This is a genomic window from Pseudomonas sp. B37(2017) (assembly GCF_002112885.1).
Lineage (GTDB): Bacteria > Pseudomonadota > Gammaproteobacteria > Pseudomonadales > Pseudomonadaceae > Aquipseudomonas > Aquipseudomonas paraglycinae.
In genome coordinates this window covers 25076-46210 of record NZ_NEIX01000003.1, presented here as the reverse complement: position 1 = coordinate 46210, position 21135 = coordinate 25076, and the positions used below count along the sequence as shown (strand labels likewise).

The 21135-nt window shown below is 61.4% G+C and carries 20 protein-coding genes; 6 read left to right on the top strand and 14 right to left on the bottom strand.

The window, feature by feature from the left end:
* Positions 1-121 precede the first annotated feature (121 nt).
* Positions 122-1513 (bottom strand): L-cystine transporter, encoded by a 1392-nt coding sequence (locus tag CAF90_RS09445; protein WP_007953434.1) that lies wholly within the window; start codon positions 1511-1513, stop codon positions 122-124.
* Positions 1514-1753: 240 nt separating this feature from the next.
* On the opposite strand from CAF90_RS09445, the gene CAF90_RS09440 reads away from it, so the two are divergent.
* A complete protein-coding gene (locus CAF90_RS09440; protein WP_085605918.1) occupies positions 1754-2815 on the top strand; it encodes a phosphorylcholine phosphatase in 1062 nt (353 codons plus the stop codon).
* Positions 2816-3016: 201 nt separating this feature from the next.
* Here CAF90_RS09440 and ilvD read toward each other — a convergent pair whose 3' ends face one another.
* From ilvD to CAF90_RS09410, 6 genes are all read right to left on the bottom strand, one after another.
* Positions 3017-4858 (bottom strand): dihydroxy-acid dehydratase, encoded by a 1842-nt coding sequence (gene ilvD, locus CAF90_RS09435; protein WP_011336405.1) that lies wholly within the window; start codon positions 4856-4858, stop codon positions 3017-3019.
* A gap of 255 nt (positions 4859-5113) precedes the next feature.
* Positions 5114-6331 (bottom strand): MFS transporter, encoded by a 1218-nt coding sequence (locus CAF90_RS09430; protein WP_085605916.1) that lies wholly within the window; start codon positions 6329-6331, stop codon positions 5114-5116.
* A complete protein-coding gene (locus CAF90_RS09425; RefSeq protein WP_085605914.1) occupies positions 6324-7280 on the bottom strand; it encodes a diiron oxygenase in 957 nt (318 codons plus the stop codon). The genes CAF90_RS09430 and CAF90_RS09425 overlap by 8 nt, the downstream gene beginning before the upstream one ends.
* Complete coding sequence (locus tag CAF90_RS09420) at positions 7277-8350, bottom strand: SagB family peptide dehydrogenase (protein WP_085605912.1); 1074 nt, start codon at positions 8348-8350, stop codon at positions 7277-7279. Before CAF90_RS09420 ends, CAF90_RS09425 begins: the two co-directional genes overlap by 4 nt.
* 439 nt (positions 8351-8789) lie before the next feature.
* On the bottom strand, positions 8790-9986 hold the full coding sequence (locus CAF90_RS09415; RefSeq protein ID WP_085605910.1) for a class I SAM-dependent rRNA methyltransferase: 1197 nt from the start codon (positions 9984-9986) through the stop codon (positions 8790-8792).
* A 123-nt stretch (positions 9987-10109) separates the two neighbouring features.
* The gene (locus tag CAF90_RS09410; protein ID WP_011336400.1) at positions 10110-10649 is read right to left on the bottom strand and encodes a type 1 glutamine amidotransferase domain-containing protein; all 540 of its coding nucleotides are present in this window, start codon (positions 10647-10649) and stop codon (positions 10110-10112) included.
* Between the two features lie 227 nt (positions 10650-10876).
* Between CAF90_RS09410 and CAF90_RS09405 the strand changes: the two genes are divergently transcribed.
* From CAF90_RS09405 to CAF90_RS09395, 3 genes are all read left to right on the top strand, one after another.
* Positions 10877-11689 carry an HDOD domain-containing protein gene (locus CAF90_RS09405; protein ID WP_162130477.1) on the top strand — a complete coding sequence of 271 codons (813 nt, stop codon included), beginning with the start codon at positions 10877-10879 and terminating at the stop codon, positions 11687-11689.
* Between the two features lie 25 nt (positions 11690-11714).
* Positions 11715-12527 carry a bifunctional DNA-formamidopyrimidine glycosylase/DNA-(apurinic or apyrimidinic site) lyase gene (mutM, locus tag CAF90_RS09400; protein ID WP_007953423.1) on the top strand — a complete coding sequence of 271 codons (813 nt, stop codon included), beginning with the start codon at positions 11715-11717 and terminating at the stop codon, positions 12525-12527.
* Between the two features lie 69 nt (positions 12528-12596).
* Positions 12597-12920 (top strand): hypothetical protein, encoded by a 324-nt coding sequence (locus CAF90_RS09395; protein ID WP_007953415.1) that lies wholly within the window; start codon positions 12597-12599, stop codon positions 12918-12920.
* 38 nt (positions 12921-12958) lie between these two features.
* On the opposite strand, the gene CAF90_RS09390 is transcribed toward CAF90_RS09395, so the two are convergent.
* The 5 genes from CAF90_RS09390 to CAF90_RS09370 form a co-directional block, all read right to left on the bottom strand.
* Positions 12959-13210 carry a YfhL family 4Fe-4S dicluster ferredoxin gene (locus CAF90_RS09390; RefSeq protein WP_003195146.1) on the bottom strand — a complete coding sequence of 84 codons (252 nt, stop codon included), beginning with the start codon at positions 13208-13210 and terminating at the stop codon, positions 12959-12961.
* 102 nt (positions 13211-13312) lie between these two features.
* Complete coding sequence (coaD, locus tag CAF90_RS09385) at positions 13313-13792, bottom strand: pantetheine-phosphate adenylyltransferase (protein ID WP_007953414.1); 480 nt, start codon at positions 13790-13792, stop codon at positions 13313-13315.
* A 115-nt stretch (positions 13793-13907) separates the two neighbouring features.
* Positions 13908-15503: a GMC family oxidoreductase gene (locus CAF90_RS09380; RefSeq protein ID WP_085605909.1), complete on the bottom strand. Its 1596-nt coding sequence runs from the start codon at positions 15501-15503 to the stop codon at positions 13908-13910.
* A 42-nt stretch (positions 15504-15545) separates the two neighbouring features.
* Positions 15546-16091, bottom strand: coding sequence for a twin-arginine translocation pathway signal protein (locus CAF90_RS09375; protein ID WP_085605907.1), 546 nt, complete (start codon positions 16089-16091; stop codon positions 15546-15548).
* 24 nt (positions 16092-16115) lie between these two features.
* A complete protein-coding gene (locus tag CAF90_RS09370) occupies positions 16116-17546 on the bottom strand; it encodes a coniferyl aldehyde dehydrogenase (RefSeq protein WP_085605905.1) in 1431 nt (476 codons plus the stop codon).
* A 146-nt stretch (positions 17547-17692) separates the two neighbouring features.
* Here CAF90_RS09370 and CAF90_RS09365 point away from each other — a divergent pair, with 146 nt between their 5' ends.
* Both CAF90_RS09365 and CAF90_RS09360 read left to right on the top strand, forming a co-directional pair.
* Entirely contained in the window at positions 17693-18364 is a 672-nt protein-coding gene (locus tag CAF90_RS09365; RefSeq protein ID WP_007953407.1) for a TetR/AcrR family transcriptional regulator, read from the top strand.
* Positions 18365-18392: 28 nt separating this feature from the next.
* On the top strand, positions 18393-19247 hold the full coding sequence (locus CAF90_RS09360) for a sulfurtransferase (protein ID WP_085605903.1): 855 nt from the start codon (positions 18393-18395) through the stop codon (positions 19245-19247).
* Between the two features lie 4 nt (positions 19248-19251).
* On the opposite strand, the gene CAF90_RS09355 is transcribed toward CAF90_RS09360, so the two are convergent.
* Positions 19252-20082: an AraC family transcriptional regulator gene (locus CAF90_RS09355; RefSeq protein ID WP_085605901.1), complete on the bottom strand. Its 831-nt coding sequence runs from the start codon at positions 20080-20082 to the stop codon at positions 19252-19254.
* Between the two features lie 4 nt (positions 20083-20086).
* Entirely contained in the window at positions 20087-21085 is a 999-nt protein-coding gene (locus tag CAF90_RS09350; protein WP_085605900.1) for a hydrolase, read from the bottom strand.
* Positions 21086-21135: the final 50 nt, after the last annotated feature.

Genomic DNA, 21135 nt, shown 5'->3' with positions numbered 1-21135 from the left:
CCACGTCGAGGCGTCGAACCGTCCGCGTGGGAATGCAGCCCGTGACGCTCTGCGTCACTGGACGCGGAGCGTCCCTAGAGGCGTTCCCACGCAGGAGCGTGGGAACGATCAGTATCAAGACTTACGCCTGAGCAAGCTCCGCATGCTCATCGGCATCCAGCAGTGCCTTGTCGGTCTGCTGCATCGCCTGGCTGGTAATCGCGCCAGCGGTGATCGAACCGCTCACGTTCAGCGCCGTGCGACCCATGTCGATCAGCGGCTCGACCGAAATCAGCAACGCCACCAGCGAAACCGGCAAACCCATGGCCGGCAGCACGATCAGTGCCGCGAAGGTCGCACCGCCACCCACGCCCGCCACACCGGCCGAACTCAGGGTTACGATCGCTACCAGCGTCGCGATCCACAGCGGATCCAGCGGGTTGATGCCCACGGTTGGTGCAACCATCACCGCCAGCATTGCCGGGTACAGACCGGCGCAACCGTTCTGGCCGATGGTCGCGCCGAACGAAGCGGCGAAGCTTGCCACCGATTGCGGAATGCCCAGACGACGGGTCTGCGCTTCGATGCTCAGCGGGATGCTCGCTGCGCTGGAGCGGCTGGTGAACGCGAAGGTCAGCACCGGCCAGATCTTGCGGAAGAAGCGCAGCGGGTTGATCCCGGCCGCCGACACCAGCAAGCCATGCACCACGAACATCAGGCCCAGACCGAGGTACGACACGACCACGAAACTGCCGAGCTTGATGATGTCCTGCAGGTTGGAACCGGCGACCACTTTGGTCATCAGCGCCAGCACGCCGTACGGGGTCAGCTTCATCACCAGACGCACCAGACGCATCACCCAGGCTTGCAGGGTGTCGATGGCGTTGATCACTTTCTGACCTTTCTCGACGTCATCCTTGAGCAGTTGCAGCGCGGCAACCCCCAGGAACGCGGCGAAGATCACCACACTGATGATCGAGGTCGGCTTGGCCCGCGCCAGGTCGGCGAACGGGTTCTGCGGAATGAACGACAGCAGCAGTTGCGGCACATTCAGGTCGGCGACCTTGCCGGCGTAGTCGGTCTGAATGGTTTGCAGACGGGCCATTTCCTGTGTGCCGGCGACCAGGCCTTCGGCGGTCAGGCCGAACAGGTTGGTCAGGCCGATACCGATCAGCGCCGCAATCGCGGTGGTGAACAGCAGCGTGCCAATGGTCAGGAAGCTGATCTTGCCCAGCGATGAGGCGTTGTGCAGACGGGCCACGGCGCTGAGGATCGAGGCGAACACCAGCGGGATCACGATCATTTGCAGCAGTTGCACGTAACCGTTGCCGACCAGATCGAACCAGCCGATCGAGGCTTTCAGCACCGGGTTGCCGGCACCGTAAATCGTGTGCAGCGCGACGCCGAATGCCACGCCCAGCACCAGTGCGAGCAGGACTTTTTTCGCCAGGCTCCACGAGGTGTGACGGGTTTGCGCCAAGCCGAAGAGCAGGGCGAGGAACACCAGCAAGTTGAGAATCAGGGGCAGATTCATGAGGACTCCAGAAAAGACTGTGCCAACAACCTTCCGGGGCTGTTGCGAACCGGCAAGCCTAACAGTTTGATTTCCAATGATTTAATACCGAAATCAAAGGTCGTCCGTCGTTTTTGGAATAAGCGGGTGTCGCTCTCGGGGATGCAGCTGGCGCGAAACGGACGTGCACGGTCGCTGACAGACGGGGACTGTCACATTTATTTGTTAGCGTCGATTTCTTTGACCCAGGGAGAAGCGCCAATGAAGTTTGCACCGAAATTTCTGGCTGTCGCACTGACTGTGGGGATGGGCCTGGCCACTCAGGCATTCGCCACCGACCTGAAACACTGGCCGGCGGATCAGGCCAAGGCACTGGACGCGATGATCGCCGCCAACGCCAACAAGGGTAACTACGCGGTGTTCGACATGGACAACACCAGTTACCGCTACGACCTCGAAGAGTCGTTGCTGCCGTTCATGGAAAACAAGGGCCTGATCACCCGCGACAAGCTCGACCCCTCCCTGAAACTGATGCCGTTCAAGGACACCGCCGACCACAAGGAAAGCCTGTTCAGTTACTACTACCGCCTCTGCGAAGTCGACGACATGGTCTGCTACCCATGGGTGGCGCAGGTGTTTTCCGGCTTCACCCTCAAGGAACTCAAGGGCTACGTCGATGAGCTGATGGCCTCGGGCAAACCGGTGCCGGCGACTTATTACGAAGGTGACGTGGTCAAGAATCTGGATGTGAACCCGCCGAAGATCTTCACCGGCCAGAAAGAGCTGTACAACAAACTGATGGAGAACGGCATCGAAGTCTACGTGATGACCGCCGCCTCCGAAGAACTGGTGCGCATGGTCGCGGCCGATCCGAAGTACGGCTACAACGTCAAACCGCAGAACGTGATCGGCGTGACCACGTTGCTGAAGAACCGCGAGACCGGCGAACTGACCACCGCGCGCAAGCAGATCACCGCCGGCAAGTATGACGAGAAAGCCAACCTCGGCCTCGAGTTGACCCCGTACCTGTGGACCCCGGCGACCTGGATGGCCGGCAAGCACGCGGCGATCCTGACCTACATCGACGAGTGGAAAAAACCGGTACTGGTGGGTGGCGACACGCCGACCAGCGACGGCTACATGCTGTTCCACGATGTGGATGTGGCCAAGGGCGGCATTCACCTGTGGGTCAACCGCAAGGACAAATACATGACCCAGATCCAGGGCATGATGGCCAAACACGCGGCGGCCCAGGCGAAAGAAGGTTTGCCGGTGACGGCGGACAAGAACTGGGTGATCGTGAAGCCGGAAGAAATCCAGTAATTGCTACGGTGATCGCTCTCGAGCAGAGCGCGATGATCGTTCCCACGCTCCGCGTGGGAATGCAGCCCGTGACGCTCCGCGTCACTGGACGCAGAGCGTCCCTTGAGGCATTCCCACGCGGGAGCGTGGGAACGATCAAAACCTGAAGGCAAAAAAATGCCCCGCACTTGGCGGGGCATTTTTATGCGCGACGGCTAAGCATTACAGCCCGTCGAGCATCGCCTTGTTACGCACTGCACCCTTGTCGGCGCTGGTCGCCAGCAGGGCGTAGGCCTTGAGGGCGGTGGTCACTTTGCGTGGACGCTGTTCGACCGGTTTCCAGCCTTTCTTGTCCTGCTCGACCCGGCGTGCCGCCAGTTCTTCGTCGCTGATCAACAGGTTGATCGAGCGGTTCGGAATGTCGATCAGCACCTTGTCGCCGTCTTGCACCAGACCGATCGCGCCGCCGGCCGCAGCCTCTGGCGAAGCGTGGCCGATGGACAGACCGGAAGTACCGCCGGAGAAACGGCCATCGGTCAGCAGGGCGCAGGCTTTGCCCAGGCCTTTGGATTTCAGGTACGAGGTCGGGTAGAGCATTTCCTGCATGCCCGGGCCGCCTTTCGGGCCTTCGTAGCGAATGATGACGATATCGCCTTCCTTCACTTCGTCGGCGAGGATGCCGCGTACGGCGCTGTCCTGGCTTTCGAAGATCTTCGCGTTGCCTTCGAACACGTGGATCGACTCGTCGACGCCGGCGGTTTTCACCACGCAGCCGTCCAGGGCGATGTTGCCGTACAGCACGGCCAGGCCGCCTTCTTTCGAATAGGCGTGTTCGAAGCTGCGGATGCAGCCGTTTTCACGGTCGTCGTCCAGGGTTTCCCAGCGGGTCGACTGGCTGAACGCGGTTTGCGTCGGAATGCCGGCCGGGCCTGCCTTGAAGAAATGGTGCACGGCTTCATCGTCGGTCTGGGTGATGTCCCACTTGGCGATGGCTTCTTCCATGCTGCGGCTGTGCACGGTCGGCAGGTCGGTGTGCAGCAGGCCGCCACGGGCCAGCGAACCGAGGATGCTGAAGATGCCGCCGGCGCGGTGCACGTCTTCCATGTGGTACTTCTGGATGTTCGGCGCGACCTTGCACAATTGCGGCACCTTGCGCGACAGACGATCGATGTCACGCAGGTCGAAGTCGATCTCGGCTTCCTGGGCAGCGGCCAGCAAGTGCAGGATAGTGTTGGTCGAACCGCCCATGGCGATGTCGAGCATCATCGCGTTCTCGAACGCCTTGAAGTTGGCGATGTTGCGCGGCAGTACCGACTCGTCGTTCTCGCCGTAGTAGCGTTTGCACAGCTCGACGATGGTGCGGCCGGCCTGCAGGAACAGCTGTTCGCGGTCGCTGTGGGTGGCCAGGGTCGAACCGTTGCCCGGCAGTGCGAGGCCCAGGGCTTCGGTCAGGCAGTTCATCGAGTTGGCGGTGAACATGCCGGAGCACGAACCGCAGGTCGGGCAGGCGCTGCGCTCGTACTCGGCAACCTTCTCGTCAGAAGCGCTGGAGTCGGCGGCGATGACCATGGCGTCGACGAGGTCGAGACCGTGGCTGGCCAGTTTGGTCTTGCCGGCTTCCATCGGGCCGCCGGAAACGAAGATCACCGGGATGTTCAGGCGCAGGGCGGCCATCAGCATGCCCGGGGTGATCTTGTCGCAGTTCGAGATGCAGACGATGGCGTCGGCGCAGTGGGCGTTGACCATGTACTCGACGGAGTCGGCGATGATCTCGCGGCTCGGCAGCGAATAGAGCATGCCGTCGTGGCCCATGGCGATGCCGTCGTCTACGGCGATGGTGTTGAATTCTTTTGCAACGCCGCCAGCGCGTTCGATCTCACGGGCAACCAGTTGACCCAGGTCCTTCAGGTGAACGTGACCCGGTACGAACTGGGTGAAGGAGTTGGCAATGGCGATGATCGGCTTCTTGAAGTCGTCATCTTTCATCCCGGTGGCGCGCCACAGTGCGCGGGCGCCGGCCATGTTGCGGCCGTGGGTGGATGTTTTCGAGCGGTAATCTGGCATGGAGCACTCCGGGCGGCTAATCAGGTATCAAAAGGGAGTGAGCTTCTATTGACGTCTGGAACACTCAGAAATGGCCGTGTGTCCTGATGTTGCCGATGACGTTGCGGGATCGCCGCTGGTCTCAGCCTGAGCTCATAAACCCGCCGGGGATGAATGGCGATGAATCTCGCGATTCTACACCGCTGGCGTCAGGAGGGAATGGCGCAAAGCGTTGTTCCAGTGCTGACGAAGCGTGCGGGATGACGACCGGCAGGATTAATCGCTGTCCGGTTGCGCCACCAGAGCGTTGCGCCGGCTGATCCGCGCGTTCAACGCCAATGCCACTCCGCTGAGTATCACGAAGCTGTAGCCCAGCGTGGATTGCAGATTGGTCGGGCTCAGGCTGATCAAGGCACTGATCAAGCCGCCGCAGATGAAAATGATCGTGCTGCCGGCCGAGGCGGAGGTGCCGGCGTTTTCCGGAAACAGGCTCATGGCCCGGGACGTGGCCGCCGGCCGGGCAATGGTGGTGCCGGCGGTGCAGATCAGCATCGGGATCAGCACGGTCGCCGGAGCCAGTGCAAAGTTCGACGACAGGTACAGCATGGTCACGCCGGCGAACAGGATCAGGCTCAGGCCGACGACCATCTGCTGGCCGCTGTTGATGCGCCTGCTCAGCACGCTGGCGAGGATCCCCCCGGTCACGTAAGCCGCACCGTAGATCAGCAGGATCAACGAAAATTCGTAAGCGGACAGTTGCAGTCGATCCATGAAGATCAGCGGCGAGATCACGATGAATGAAAAGTGGCAGGCGAAGGCAAACGCTGAAATCAGCCAGTAACCGACGAAGTCGAAATCCCCCAGAACCCGTCGATAGAACGTGAGGAAGTTCGTACGTGTGCCACTGGCGGTCGGTCGGGTTTTCTCCAGAAACAGCCAGGCCTTGAGCAGCACTGCGGCTGATAATGCGATGAACACCCAGAAGCTGCCGCGCCAGCCCAGCGTCGCCTGAAGAAAGGTGCCAGCCAGCGGCGATACCGAGATGAAAATCCCGCCGGCGGTCACCATCAGGATCCGCAGGCGATCACGTTGCTCGCCTTCAAAAAGATCCTGCACCAGCGCCTGTGACAGCACGAAGCAACCGCACCCCAGCGCCTGCACCACCCGGAACATCAGAAACAGCGAATAGTCCGAGGTCATCACGCACCCGAGGGCGCCGAGTATTGAAACGCTCATGCCGGCGAGCAGCAGCCCCTTGCGCCCGATCACGTCCGACAGAGGGCCGATCAGCAACTGGGCGAAGGCAATTCCGACCGCGAACAGGCTGATCGACAGGGCGATGTCCGCCGGGGTGCGGCGAAAGTGTTCGGCCAGTGCCGGGAACGAAGGCAGCAGGACATCCAGTGGAAAGACGCCGAGCAACACCATTGCCAGCAGAAGACTGACAGCCCCGCGCCGCTGTCGTCGGGTCACCACAGATTGTCCGTCATCCATCGATCAGTCCTGCCCTGGCAAATAATGTCTGGTTTTGAGGTTCGGCAAAAAATCCGGCTTTTTTCAGTGCGTTCAATGTAGCGAGGCTGCCGGCGCGCGCCTGTCGTCGACGGGCCTGGGTCGTTGTCATCGTGCCGAGAATGTCCATCACCGTCGTGTTTGCAATGCCCGCGCCACAGAGGCTTTCCTGCAGCCAGTGCTCATCCACTTCGAAGAAGATTTGCAGAATGTCGAGCAGGGTCGTCGCGGTGAACGTTCGCTGTCGCGGGTTCAGGTGCAACCAGAGGTAGTGGAACACTTCGGTGAAATAGCGGCTGTGGCGCGCTTCGTCGGTGAGGTGATCGCGCAACATGTCGTTGACGCCGGACACCAGGCTGTCGCGGCAGACATCCAGCAGTTCACGGGCAATGATCGTTTCCGAAACGAAGCCCAGAAGAAAGCACGCCAGCGGTCGTTGCTCCTGCCCGGTGCGCGCAATCAGCAGGTTCATCCGGGTGATCCGCCTGGGCATCACGGGGCGCCCGGTGATGGCGTAGATACTGGCGATCTGCTCTGCCACCTGACTGGAAAACAGGGCGTGATAGCCCTCGTCGGTGTAGAGCTGGAGTGCGGCGGTTTTCATCGGCGCAGGCACCGCGACCGGCAGTTCGCCGTGGACGATGGTTTCGACGGCGCGATTGACGATCCGGTGTTCGAGCAACGTGGTGTAGTCGAGAAAATGCACCAGATGCCGGGCCGTAAGCCGATGCAGCATCGAACGGCCCGCTGCTTCAATGGCCGGGTGGGCCAGATAGGGCAGGAATGCCGGCGGAAACCAGTGCCGGGTCTCCAGTTGTTCCTGCACGTTGTCCGGCAAGCGGTAATCGTGAGGGCTGGTGCGGACCGAGGCGCGGCTGTTCCAGTCACTCAGGGTGAACTGAAAGACCGGTTCCGGGGCGAGGGGGTTCATGATTGTGCCTCACGCAGCAGGTCACGCATTTGCTGACACATCGCCTGACCGTCGCTTTCCCCGCAACCGACAAAGAACAAGGGTTGCTCCGCACTGTTCTCGAGCTTCAGCAACGTTTCGACCTGATCGTCGGAAAACGCGCCCGTGAGCCAGGTGTTCATGCCCAGCGCTGTAGCCACCAGTTGAAATGTCTGCGAAAGGTGCCCGGCTTCGACGAACGCCATTCGATAGGCGCGTGAGTGCGGGTATTTCCACCAGAGCCGGTCGAAGCGGGCGGTGATGAACAGCCCCAATGGCAGGTTATTGATGAAATGCTGGCCCCCCAGCAGATTGCCGGGCTCGGTGTCGGGCAAGGGGTTGATGAAGCTCAAGGCGTGTTCGACGGGGTGGTAGGCATAAACGCCGGGCGCCAGTCCGTCGACGTTCTGTACAAACACGAACCCGGCGCAGGCATTGAGCCCGCCGCCGGAAGGACTGCTACGCCGTGCGCCAAGTCCGTCGGCAATGCTGTCGTCGCAATCGGCTTCGCGTTCTCGCAGGTAACCGAGTGACAGGTAGAGCAAGGTGCCGACATCGTCCAGCGACACGGCGGCGCCGGTGAAGGATCGGCAGGTCTTTCGCCGGGTCAGTGAACTCGACAGGCTGTCGTCCTTCAGTGCCAGCGGTTCGGGCAGGGCGATGAGTGGGGTCGGACAGGTATCTGCAGGGATGTCGGCCGGCGGTGGGGTAGCAAGCACTGTGTTGCAGTGTTCGAGGTATTGCCTGGACCATTCCTGAATGTTTCGGGGAGTGTGTTCGCAAGGAATATCCCGAGTCCCGATATGGTAGATCCTGGACAGTTCATCCCAGCCCCAGACAGACGCTGAGATTTTTGAAGAAGTCAGTATTCCGGCATTTAATAACTGTGTGTCTATTATGTTGCTATTGTCATATGAATCAGGGTTGTGAATAAGTTGCGCCAATCGGGAGGAGTACTCAAGATTAAGTTCATGTTGAGTATGGTCTTTGTAGTTCCAGACTATCTGGCCGGGCGTTCGTGGCAGTATGAATAAATAAGGGTTTATATGCATGTTGGGGCACGCTGCTCTGGATAGGTGCTTTGTCAGAGGCGCTGGGTAGCCGGCTATACCCAGCGCCGACCTTACTTAACGGGCTTTAGGTGCGACCAGAAAAGCCAGGTTTGCGAGGGTGCGGGATTCCAGAGTAATTGCTTTCATGATTGAACTCCTTGTTCATTGTTGCTTCGTGGTTAGTTAGTGTCACCTCCGTGGTGACGACTTAATAATAGTTTGTAATGGGTTAATCGCAAGCAAATATTAAGTAGGAATAATCCAGTAATTTTGTCGGAGTGATCTTTGGCTGGAAGTCAGTGTGTAAGTTAGATATCAGTAAATAAAGTATTCGCGGAAATATCCTGCACGTCGGCAGGACGCTAAATGTAGGAAAGCAAAATCAAGGCAAAAAGAAGGGGAGCCCGTGGGCTCCCCTTCTTTATACGCATCGATCCCGTTAGCTGTTGGGCAGCAGGCGGCAGGTGATGCTTTTGATGTAGCGGGTTTCCGGGATGGCCGGGTGTACCGGGTGATCCGGGCCCTGACCGCCGCGCTCCAGCAGCTGGATGTTGCGGTCCAGGTGACGGGCGCTGGTCAGCAGGATGTTCTGCAGGTCGTCTTCCGGCAGGTGCATCGAGCACGAAGCGCTGAACAGGATGCCGTCCTTGGTGAGCAGGCGCATGGCTTGCTCGTTCAGGCGACGGTAGGCGCCTTCACCGTTCTTCAGGTCTTTCTTGCGCTTGATGAACGCAGGCGGGTCGGCAACGATCACATCGAAGCGCTCTTCGCTGGCCTTGAGTTCCTTCAGGGCTTCAAAGACGTCGCCTTCGATGCAGGTCATCTTGTCGGCGAAGCCGTTGAGTGCGGCGTTGCGCTCAACGCCGTCGAGGGCGAAGCCCGATGCGTCGACGCAGAACACTTCGCTGGCGCCGAATGCGGCGGCTTGCACGCCCCAGCCACCGATGTAGCTGTACAGGTCCAGCACGCGCTTGCCTTTGGCGTAAGGGGCCAGGCGTGCGCGGTTCATGCGGTGGTCGTAGAACCAGCCGGTTTTCTGACCTTGAACCACTGGCGCTTCGAATTTCACGCCGTTCTCTTCCAGCGCCACCCACTCCGGCACCACGCCGAACACGGTTTCGGTGTAACGCTCGAGGCCTTCGGCATCGCGCGCGGCGGAGTCGTTCTTGAACAGGATGCCGCTTGGCTTGAGCACTTGGGTCAGTGCCGCGATCACGTCATCTTTATGCGCTTCCATGGTCGCCGAGGCGAGCTGGACCACGAGGATGTCGCCGAAACGGTCGACCACCAGACCCGGCAGCAGGTCGGAATCGCCGTAGACCAGACGATAAAACGGCTTGTCGAACAGACGCTCGCGCAGCGACAGGGCCACGTTCAGGCGGTGCACCAGCAGCGACTTGTCCAGCGGCAGCTTGATGTCGCGCGACAGCAGACGTGCGCAGATCAGGTTGTTCGGGCTCATGGCGACGATGCCCAGCGGCTTGCCGCCGGCGGCTTCGAGGATCGCCTGGTCGCCGGCTTTGAAGCCGTGCAACGGGGTCGCGGCCACGTCGATTTCGTTGCTGTAGACCCACAGGTGACCGGCGCGCAGGCGACGGTCGGCGTTGGCTTTGAGGCGCAAGCTAGGCAGGGACATGACGTCGCTCCGGAAAAAAGAGCGGGAGTATACCGTGTTGCGCCTTATGTCGGGTTTGGCGCGCGATGAAACGCGGCTGACCTCATCACGAGCAGGCCCGCTCCATATCCACGCGCTTATGCCCTATGCCGACAGCGCGTCAATCAGCGCATTGCTGAACGCCGGAATATCATCCGGTTGGCGGCTGCTGATCAGGTGGCCGTCTTTTACTACCTCCTGATCAACCCAGTTCGCCCCCGCATTGACCAGATCGTCCTTGACGGTCTTGTAGCTGGTCATGGTTTTGCCATTGACCAGCCCTGCCGAAATCAGCAGCCAGCTGCCATGGCAGATCACTGCGATCGGCTTGCCGGCAGAGGTACCGGTCTTGACCAGGTGCTGGGCGTCCTGATCGATGCGGATGGTGTCAGAGTTCTGCACACCACCAGGCAGCACTACGGCATCGTATTGATCGATGCTTGCGCCCTGGAAGGTCTGGTCGACCTTGAAGTCGTCCGCAGGTTTATCGTGATTCCAGCCTTTGACGCTGCCGGCTTCGGCAGAGAGGATGTCAACTTGCGCTCCGGCCTGCTCCAATGCCTGTTTGGGGCCAGTCAGTTCAACCTGCTCGAAACCGTCGGTTACCAGAAAAGCGACGCGCTTGCCGCTGAGAGAAGTCGCCATCGTTAAGCTCCTGAGTCTGTTGGAATTACTGCCCGAGACAGATGGAGAACTGCTCCGGGCACTACAGATTCCGAAGGCTGGTGGAAAGTGAAAGTTCCTGCGAATTGCCCACTGGTGTGTCGTCCGTCGGTTTTTAGAGGTTAGAATCGCGGCCTGTCCCAGAGTGTGTACTTATGTCCCAAGAGCTGACCACCGAACAGATTCAACAGTCCCTGCAAGGCATCAGCGTGCCTGCGCAGCCGCAGATCATGGTGGATCTGCAAATGGAGCAGTACATGCCCGACCCGGATCTGGAGACGATCGCCAAGCTGATCTCCCAGGATCCCGGCCTGTCCGGCTCGCTGCTGAAAATCGTCAACTCGCCGTATTACGGCCTGAGCAACAAGATCACCTCGATCAAGCGCGCGGTGAACCTGCTGGGCAGCCGTTCGATCGTCAATCTGATCAACGCCATGTCGATCAAGGGCGAGATGAACGACGACACCATCGTCACCCTCAACCGTTTCTGGGATACCGCCCAGGACGTGGCCATGACCTGCCTGACCCTGGCCAAGCGCGTCGGCACCGAGGCCAGCGACGAGGCTTACGCCTTGGGCTTGTTCCATGACTGCGGCGTGCCGCTGATGCTTCAGCGTTTCCCGGATTACATGACGACGCTCGAAAAGGCCTACGCCAACGCGAGTGCCGAGCGCCGGGTCGTTGACACCGAGAACGATGTCTACAACACCAATCACTCGGTGGTCGGTTATTACACCGCCAAGTCCTGGCGCCTGCCGGAACACGTCAGCGCGGCGATCGCCAACCACCACAATGCCTTGGCGATCTTCAGCGACGAGACTTCGCGCAACAGCCAGATGAAAAACCTGCTGGCGATCCTGAAGATGGCCGAGCACATCTGCGCGTCGTACCGAGTGCTGGGCAATCAGACCGAAGACTTCGAATGGCAGGCCGTCGGGCCGCTGGTGCTGGAATACATCGGCCTTTCGGATTACGACTTCGAAACGTTGAAGCAAACCATCCGCGAACTTGGCGCACACTGATTTAGCAAACTGATTCGAGACCCCCATGCCTGAATTGCCGGAAGTCGAAACCACCCGCCGCGGCATCGCTCCGCACCTGGAAGGCCAGCGCGTCAGCCGGGTGATCGTGCGTGATCGCCGGCTGCGCTGGCCGATTCCCGAAGACCTTGATGTGCGGCTGTCCGGGCAGCGCATCGTGCTGGTGGAGCGGCGCGCCAAGTATCTGCTGATCAACGCCGAAGTCGGCACACTGATCAGCCACTTGGGCATGTCGGGAAACCTGCGGCTGGTGGAGGTGGGGATGCCGGCGGCCAAGCATGAGCATGTCGATATCGAACTGGAGTCGGGCCTGGCCCTGCGCTACACCGATCCTCGGCGTTTCGGGGCGATGCTCTGGAGCACCGACCCGCTCAATCACGAGTTGCTGATTCGCCTGGGTCCGGAGCCGTTGACCGATCTGTTCGATGGCGAGCGGTTGTATCAGCTGTCACGCGGGCGTTCGATGGCGGTCAAGCCGTTCATCATGGACAACGCGGTGGTGGTGGGGGTCGGCAATATCTACGCGACCGAAGCACTGTTCGCCGCCGGCATCGATCCGCGCCGCGAAGCCAAAGGCATTTCCCGGGCGCGTTATTTGAAGCTGGCGATCGAGATCAAGCGCATCCTCGCTGCCGCCATCGAGCGCGGCGGCACCACGTTGCGTGATTTCATCGGAGGCGACGGGCAGCCGGGGTATTTCCAGCAAGAACTGTTTGTCTACGGTCGCGGCGGCGAGCACTGCAAGGTCTGCGGCACGGGCTTGCGGGAAATGAAGCTCGGCCAGCGCGCCAGCGTCTGGTGCCCGCGCTGCCAGAGCTGAGCAAAGCCTCCGAAAAAGTCCTACGGTCTATAGTGAGTTGTCTCACTGTTCAGCCCGAAGGATCGTGCCATGAAGTCCTTGCAAACCCTCATCGTCGCCCTGCTGCTGTGCTTCAGCCTGACTGTTCAGGCCACGGAAGGCGGCAGCGGTGACCCTCGTTACGCCATCCAGAATCCACCGGCCTACGCCATGCTCGGCGATCTGCTGATTGCCCGACCATTGCTGGTGGTGGCAACGGTGATCGGTGCCGGGGCGTTCGTCGTGTCGTTGCCGTTCACCGCGCTGGGTGGCGGGATTGGCGATGCGGGAGAGGCGCTGGTGGTGGCGCCGGCGAAAGCGGCGTTCGTGCGTTGCCTGGGCTGCACAGGGGAGGGGTTCGAGCAGCGTGAATGATGCGATCGCAGCCGGGAGCTGCGATCGTATTCAGTGGCTCAAGCCTTGCCGGTAATCTTGCGGTACTTCTCCATCAACTGTTCTTCAGTCTCCGGATGGGCTTCGTCCAGCGGAATGCAATCCACCGGGCAGACCTGTTGGCACTGCGGCTCGTCGTAGTGGCCGACGCACTGGGTGCACAGGTTCGGGTCGATCACATAGATCTCTTCGCCTTGGGAAATGGCGGCGTTCGGGCACTCGGGTTCGCAGACGTCGCAGTTGATGCAATCGTCGGTGATGATCAGGGACATGCTAACTCCAGCCGGGGCGGGGAGCCCGGGCGCTATGAATCAATGCGCGCAATTGTGCCGCATTGGCGCCCGTAGTGCACGCGGGCGCCGTTTGAACGGTCGTTACTTCTTGAAGCGCAGGGTCAGGGCTTCGGCCACCGCCGGGTGGACGAACTTGCTGATATCGCCGCCCAGGGCCGCGATTTCCCGCACCAGGGTCGAGGAAATGAACGAATAACGCTCGGACGGGGTGAGAAACAGGCTCTCCACATCCGGGGCCAGCTGGCGGTTCATGTTGGCCAGCTGGAATTCGTATTCGAAGTCCGACACCGCGCGCAGGCCACGCAGGAACACGTTGGCGTTCTGCTCTTTGGCGAAATGCGCCAACAGCGTCGAGAAGCCGACCACTTCCACGTTCGGCAGGTGTTTGGTGACCTCGCGGGCCAGCTCGACCCGTTGTTCCAGCGGGAACAGCGGATTCTTCTTGGGGCTGGCGGCGACGGCGATGATCACGTGGTCGAACAGGCGCGAGGCGCGTTCGACCAGATCGCCATGGCCCTTGGTAATAGGGTCGAAGGTACCTGGGTACAACACTCGGTTCATCGCGTCGTCCTGGCGGGAATCCGTTGGGGAGTCGGATGGTATCGCAGCCGTCCCGGTCGGGAAAGTCGCCTGTTGGGTAAGAAAGCACTATAGACGATCGGAATTTTCGCCTTTTTCACGGGTTTCTCAACCGTTCGCCGAGGGATGTCGCCAGTTGCGCCGTCAGACCATACACCGACAACTGCGGGTTGGCGCCGATGCTGGTGGGGAACAAAGAGCCGTCATGAATCGACAGATTGCTCAGTTGATGATGTCGACCGAGGCTGTCGGTGACGGCGGTTTTCGGGTCCTCGCCCATCGCGCAACCGCCCATGACGTGGGCGCTGCCCAGACGGGTGCGATACAACTCCAGACTCAAGCTGTCGATCAACGAGCGGGCCTCGGCCAGGCTGTTCACGTAGCGCGCATCGGCGTGCATCGGCATCACCGCTTTGGCGCCGCCGGCGAACTGGATCTCCGCCATGCTGTGGAATGACCGGCGCAAACCCTCCCAGGTGTAAGGCGACACCTGATAGTCGAGCACCGGCGAGCCGTCACCGCGCAACTCGACACTGCCGCCCTGACTGTCCGGGTGAAAACCGTCGCGCAGCAGGGCGAGCATCGCGTGGGTGTGCGGCAGGTCCGCCATGTGTTGCGCGCTTTCCTGACCGAAACCACCGAGCAACGTGGCGGCCAGCGCCGGGTGCAGCGGTGGCACTTCGAGTTTGTAGGCCATCGGGCCGGTCGTGCCGTCCTTCCACTGGAAATGATCCGAGTAGATCGACTGCGGCGCACCGTAGAACGGGTTGATGACCTCGTCGAAACGCCCGGCGGACATGTTCACCAAATGCAGGAAGGTGCGCTTGCCCAGCCGTTTGTGCGGATCCGGTGCATCCGAACGCATCAGCAGCGCCGGGCTGTTGATCCCGCCGCCGGCCAGTACGTAATGCCGCGCCTTGACGGTGATCGTGCGTCCAGTCGGCTCGACGCAGCGTTCGTCCATCGCCACGCACTGCAGGCCGGTGACCTTGTCGCCGCTGATCAAAAGCTTTTCGGCGCGGGCGAGATACAGCAGTTCGCCACCCTTTTCCAAAGTCGCCGGAATGGTCGTGACCATCATCGATTGCTTGGCGTTGGTCGGGCAGCCCATGCCGCAGTAGCCCAGGTTCCAGCAGCCACGCACGTTGCGCGGGATCACGTGCCAGCTGTAGCCGAGCTGTTCGCAGCCTTTGCGGATCACGTCGTTGTTGGCGTTGGGCGGCACCATCCACGGGGCGACGCCGAGGCGCTGCTCCATTTTTTCGAACCACGGCGCCATGACGGCGGGGCTGTGGCCTTTGACGTTGTGCTCTTTGGCCCAGTGTTCGAGGGTCGGCTCGGGGGTGCGAAAACTCGATGTCCAGTTGATCAGGGTGGTGCCGCCGACTGCGCGGCCTTGAAGGATGGTGATCGCGCCGTCCTTGCTCATGCGGCCGATGCCTTCCTGATAGAGGCTGCTGTAGGCCTGGTCTTCCAGCAGTTTGAAATCGCTGCTGGTCTTGAGCGGGCCTTCTTCGATCAGCAGCACTTTGTAGCCGGCGGCGCTGAGGATTTCCGCTGTGGTGCCGCCACCGGCGCCGCTGCCGATGATGGCGACATCGGCTTCCAGGGTCAGGTCATCGGTGAGTTGCGCGCCGTTGTAGGTTTTCCAGCCACGGGCAAGGCCTTCGCGAAACGGGTCGGGTACGGGCATCGATCAGGTTCTCTTATTATTGTTTTGCGTGGGTCGCCAGGCTCAAACGGCGGGCGGGCCGGGGTAACCGCAATGGGCCCAGGATTCGGCGCGGGTGTACCAGGCCATCATCACCATTTGCAGCAATGAGCTGTGGCCCATGCGCAGCAGGCTCAGTGAGCTGTTTTCCCAGCGTTCGAGGAAGTGACGGATCGCCTCGGGGCTGGCGTTTTCCCAACTGCCCCAGATTCCGGTCAATGGCCCGCGTGTCACGGCCATGCCCAGCACATCGAACAGTTGCCGGGTGAGCTTGAGCATTTCCGGTGACAGGTGATCGAGGCTGTAATCCAGCGACTTCAGGGTTCCATCGACAGCGGCGGGCAGCTTTTCCACAGCTACGGCGCCCTCCAGCAGCACTGGAATCAGCGCGCGCAGAAACAACAGATCGCCGCTGCGCAACGTGGCGAATCCATTGGCCGATACGCTCGACGAACAGCCACTCAGGCTGGCACCAAGGCCGGCGGTAGCGAGGAAAGCCGTGGCGCCCAGGCTGAATTTCAGCAGGCCACGGCGCGACAGGGCAGGTGTTTCGGTCAGGCTTGGGTGCATTGTTGTTATTACCCGGCGGTGACGTTAGCGAATGAACAGTTTCTGGATCAGTTTCTGAATGGATTTGCCGTAGGGCGGGTAGATCAGCTTCGCCGCGTTGAAGCGCTGTTTGACCAGCACGCCCTTGGCCTTGCTGAACGTCAGGAAACCTTCGTGCCCGTGGTAATGGCCCATGCCCGACGGGCCGATGCCGCCGAACGGCATGTCGTCCTGCGCCACATGCAGCAACGTGTCGTTGAGGCAGACGCCGCCGGAATGAGTTTCGCTGAGCACGCGCTTCTGTTCGCGCTTGTCGTAGCCGAAGTAGTAAAGAGCCAGAGGACGTGGCCGCTGATTGATGTAAGCAAATGCCTGATCCAGATCCTGATACGGCACGATCGGCAGCAGCGGGCCGAAGATTTCGTCCTGCATCACCGTCATCTCGTCGCTGACATTCAGCAGCAGGCTGTGCGGCATGCGCCGGCCCTGGCCCTGGTCGAACAGCGGAATCAGCAGCGCGCCCTTGCTGGTGGCGTCGCTGAGATAGCTGTTGAGCCGCGCCAGTTGGCGCTCGTTGATGATCGCGGTGTAGTCCGGATTGTCGGCAAGCGTCGGATAAAACCCGCGCACCGCCTGGCGATAGGCTTCGACGAAACCACCGATGCGCGCTTCCGGCACCAGCACGTAGTCCGGGGCCACGCAGGTCTGGCCGGCGTTGAGGGTCTTGCCGAAAGCGATGCGTTCGGCGGCGTCCTTGAGCGGCACATCGTGGGAAACGATGGCCGGGGATTTGCCGCCCAGCTCAAGAGTCACGGGCGTCAGGTTTTCTGCCGCTGCACGCATCACATGCTTGCCGACGCTGGTGGAGCCGGTGAACAGCAGGTGGTCGAAGCGCATCTTCGAAAATGCCACGCCGACATCGGCCTCGCCGAGCACCACGCACACCAGATCTTCGGGGAAGATCCGCGCCAGCAATTCCTTGAGCAGCAGGCCGGTGGCCGGGGTCGATTCGCTGAGCTTGAGCATCACCCGATTGCCGGCCGCGAGCGCGCCGGTCAACGGGCCGATGGCGAGGAATAACGGGTAGTTCCACGGCACAATGACGCCGACCACACCCAGCGGCTGGTACACGACTTTCGCCGACGCCGGCTGGAAAGCCACACCCACTTTGCGTCGCGAAGGTTTCATCCATTGACTGATGTGCTGGCTGGCATAGTGAATGCCGTGCAGGCTCGGCATCAGTTCGGCGAGCAGGGTTTCATCGGCGCTGCGATGGCTGAAGTCGGAGCTGATGGCGTCGATCAGAGCCTGCCGTTCGCTGCTCAGCAAGTCGCGCAGGGCCTTGAGCCATTGCTGGCGCTGGGCCGCAGGTGGCATCGGGTTGGCGGCGTAGGCGGCACGCTGCGCATCGAACAGCCGGTTGAGCTCTTCCAGCGGCTGTTGCAGCGTTTGCAGGTAGGCAATATCGGCAGTCATTGTCAGCTCCGGAGATGTTGTAATGAGGAACTTTTTAGAGTCTATGCTCTAGAAAGTCAAATGGCTTCCTTGCGCATCCTGGTTTTATCCCGTTCCGGTTAGGTCGTAAGATGCCCCCCAACGCACTCTGAATTAAAGCTCAAGCCATGGCCCCACGGATCAAAACCAGCGAGCGCATCGTGCAGAACAGCCTCGAGCTGTTCAATCAGCAGGGCGAGCGCAGCATCAGCACCAATCACATCGCCGCCCATATGGAGATTTCTCCGGGCAATCTGTACTACCACTTCCCCAACAAGCAGGCGATCATCGCCGTGCTGTTCAGTGAGTACGAAAGCCTGGTGGACAGCTTCCTGCGTCCGCCCCAGGGCCGTGCCGCGACGGTCGAAGACAAGCGTTTCTATCTCAAGGAACTGCTGTCGGCGATGTGGCGCTACCGTTTCCTGCATCGCGATCTCGAACATCTGCTCGACAGCGATCCGGATCTGGCCGGGCGTTACCGGCGCTTTTCCCAGCGCTGCGTGATCCAGGGTGCGGCGATCTATGAAGGCTTCGTTGCCGCCGGGATCCTGAAGATGGACCGGGTGCAGATCGAGTCCCTGACCCTCAACGCGTGGATCATCCTCACCTCGTGGGTGCGCTTCCTGTGCACGACCCGGGAGAATTCCAATCACCTCAGCGAACAGGCCATCAAACGTGGCGTGTATCAGGTGCTGGTGCTGGAAGCCGGATTCGTCACCGAGCAGGCCCGCGATGAGGTCAACGCCTTGTTCGAAGAGTTTTACGTGCCGCTGGCCCAGGCCCTCGAAGAAAGACCGTAATTCCATTTCCTCACTGGAGTCGTTCGCTATGCCGATTGCGCAACTGATCAGCCCGACCGCACTGGATGCCCGCAAGGCGCAACCGGGGCTGGTGATTCTCGATTGCCGCTTTGCCCTCGAAGACCCGGATTACGGCCAGCGCAGCTACGCCGAGGGGCACATTGCCGGGGCACATTTCGCCGATCTAGAGCGTGATCTCAGCGGCCCGGTCACCAAAGGCGTGACCGGTCGCCATCCGCTGCCGGAACCGGCGGCGCTGATCGAACGACTGCAAGCGTTCGGCATCGACAACGACAGCGACGTGGTTCTGTATGACGACGGCCCGGGCGCCTATGCGGCGCGGGCCTGGTGGTTGCTGGCGTGGCTGGGCAAGCGCGACGGCGTGTTCATTCTCGATGGCGGGCTCAAGGCCTGGCATGCGGCGGGGCTGCCGCTGAGTCTCGATCCACCGTCAGCGGCCCGGGGTAATTTCAGCGGCCAGCCGGACATGAGCCTGCTGCTCAGCGCCGAGCAATTGCAGCAGCGCCTCGGCCAGCCGGCCCTGACCCTGCTCGATGCCCGCGCCTTGCCGCGCTTCAAGGGTGAAGTGGAACCGATCGACCCGATCGCCGGGCACATTCCCGGCGCGCAATGCGCGGCGTTCACCGACAACCTGGGCAGCGACGGGCGTTTCCTGCCGGCCGATCAGCTCAAGCAGCGTTTCGCCGCGAAACTCGGCGAGCGTTCCCCGAACGATCTGGTGGCTTACTGCGGCTCCGGGGTGACGGCGTGTCACAACCTGTTCGCCCTGTGCCTGGCGGGTTATCCGTTGGGTTCGCTGTATGCCGGATCGTGGAGCGAGTGGATCAACGATCCTGCGCGTGGAATCGCGACGGGCGAATAAGCGCTCAGCGATCCAGCCGCGCGCTGCGATAGGCCGCCGGCCCCACGCCATAAACCTGTTTGAATTGCCGGCTCAGATGGCTCTGGTCGGCAAATCCCAGCTGCGTGGCGACTTCGACCGGCAGGCAGCCGCTCTGCAACAAGCCCCGCGCGCAGGCGATCCGCTGCTGCATCAGCCAGCTGTGCGGCGGCATGCCGGTGGCGCGGCGGAACACCCGGGCGAAATGGAAAGGCGACAGGTTCACGGCCGCCGCCAGTTCTTCCAGTGAGGGCGGCGCTGCCAGCTGCGCGTGCAGTAACTCCTTGGCTATCGCTACCGCGCGGTGCTCTTTGCCGGGATTACCGTTGATTTGCACCGCCGCGTGACGCTGCAACAGCAGCATCATCATTTCGCGCCACACCGTTTGCTGCTGCAACGCGGTGGCGGGACTTTCCAGCAAACGATGCAACTGACAGAAACCGTTGACCAGGTCCGGATCGCGATACAGCGTCGCGCCGAAAGCCGGCATCGGTGCGGTCGGCAGTTCCAGTTCATTCAACAGCGCGACAATCTGCCCGGTGTCGGGATAAAACGCCCGGTACAGCCAGCCGTCCTCGGTGCCCTTGTGGCCGTTATGCACTTCGTCCGGATTGATCAGCACCAGCGTGCCGCTGCCCGCCAGGTGTTCGGCGCCGCGATAACGGTAGCGCTGAGCGCCGGCCATGATCATGCCGATCACATAACCGTCGTGGACGTGCGGGGCGAAACGATGCTCGATGTAGCGCGCGGTCAACAGCTCGACCCCAGCCAGGGGCGCGGCTTGCCAGAAACGGATCGACTCGCCCTGATCGCTCATGACCTCACCCGCGCCCCGCGTCGGCCAGCCACTGCGGAATCCGTCGTTCCAGGTAATAACCCGGCTGGCGGAACGTGCCGTCGACGAAGCCGACGTGCCCGCCCTTGCTCTGCAATTCGAACTGGGTCGTGGCCGACAACTCACTGGCCTGCGGCAGGCTGTGGGGAAACACGAACGGATCGTCCGCTGCCTGAATGATCAGGGTCGGCGTGCGGATCTCGCCGAGAAAGTAACGGCTCGACGCGCGGCGATAGTAATCCTCGGCATCGGCGAAACCGTGCAGCGGCGCGGTCACCCGGCCATCGAAATCCCAGAAGGTGCGCATGTTTTCCAGCGAGCCGAGGGCGGCCAGTGCGGCGAGACCGTCCTCGCGCCCGTCGTGTTGGAACTGGCGCTGCTTGTTCTTGATGTAGGCCACCATCTCGCGCATGAAGTGCGCCTGATAGACCTTCGAGAAACCCTGGCCGATACGGTCGGCACATTGATCGAGGCGAAACGGCACCGACACCGCCACCGCACCGAGCACGCCGCTGGCGCTGCCGGTTTCCCCCAGATGCTTGAGCAGCACATTGCCGCCGAGGGAATAGCCGACCGCATACAGCGGTGCCAATGGCCGCTTGGCTTTCAGGTGGCGAATGGTTTCGGCGAGGTCTTCGCTGGCGCCGGAATGGTAGCTGCGCGGCAACAGGTTCGGTTCGCCGGAGCAACCGCGCCAGTTCAGCGCAACACTGGCCCAGCCTTGCGCGGCGAGCGCTGCCTGGATTCCCGCGACGTAAGGCGAGTTGGAAGAACCGGTCAGCCCGTGCAGTACCAACACCAATGGCGCCTCGGCGCTGTGGGGCCCGTGCCAGTCGAGGTCGAGAAAGTCGCCGTCGTCCAGCCACAGCCTTTCGCGCTGGCGATCAAGGTGCACAGTTTTGCGCCACAGCGGCCCCCACAAGGTTTGCAGGTGCGGATTGCCGAGACCGAAGGCGGGGATGAACGGTTTTGACGAAGGGGACACGATTGCTCTCAATGCAGCGCAGCGAGCCTCGGCTGAGACTCGCCGCTTTT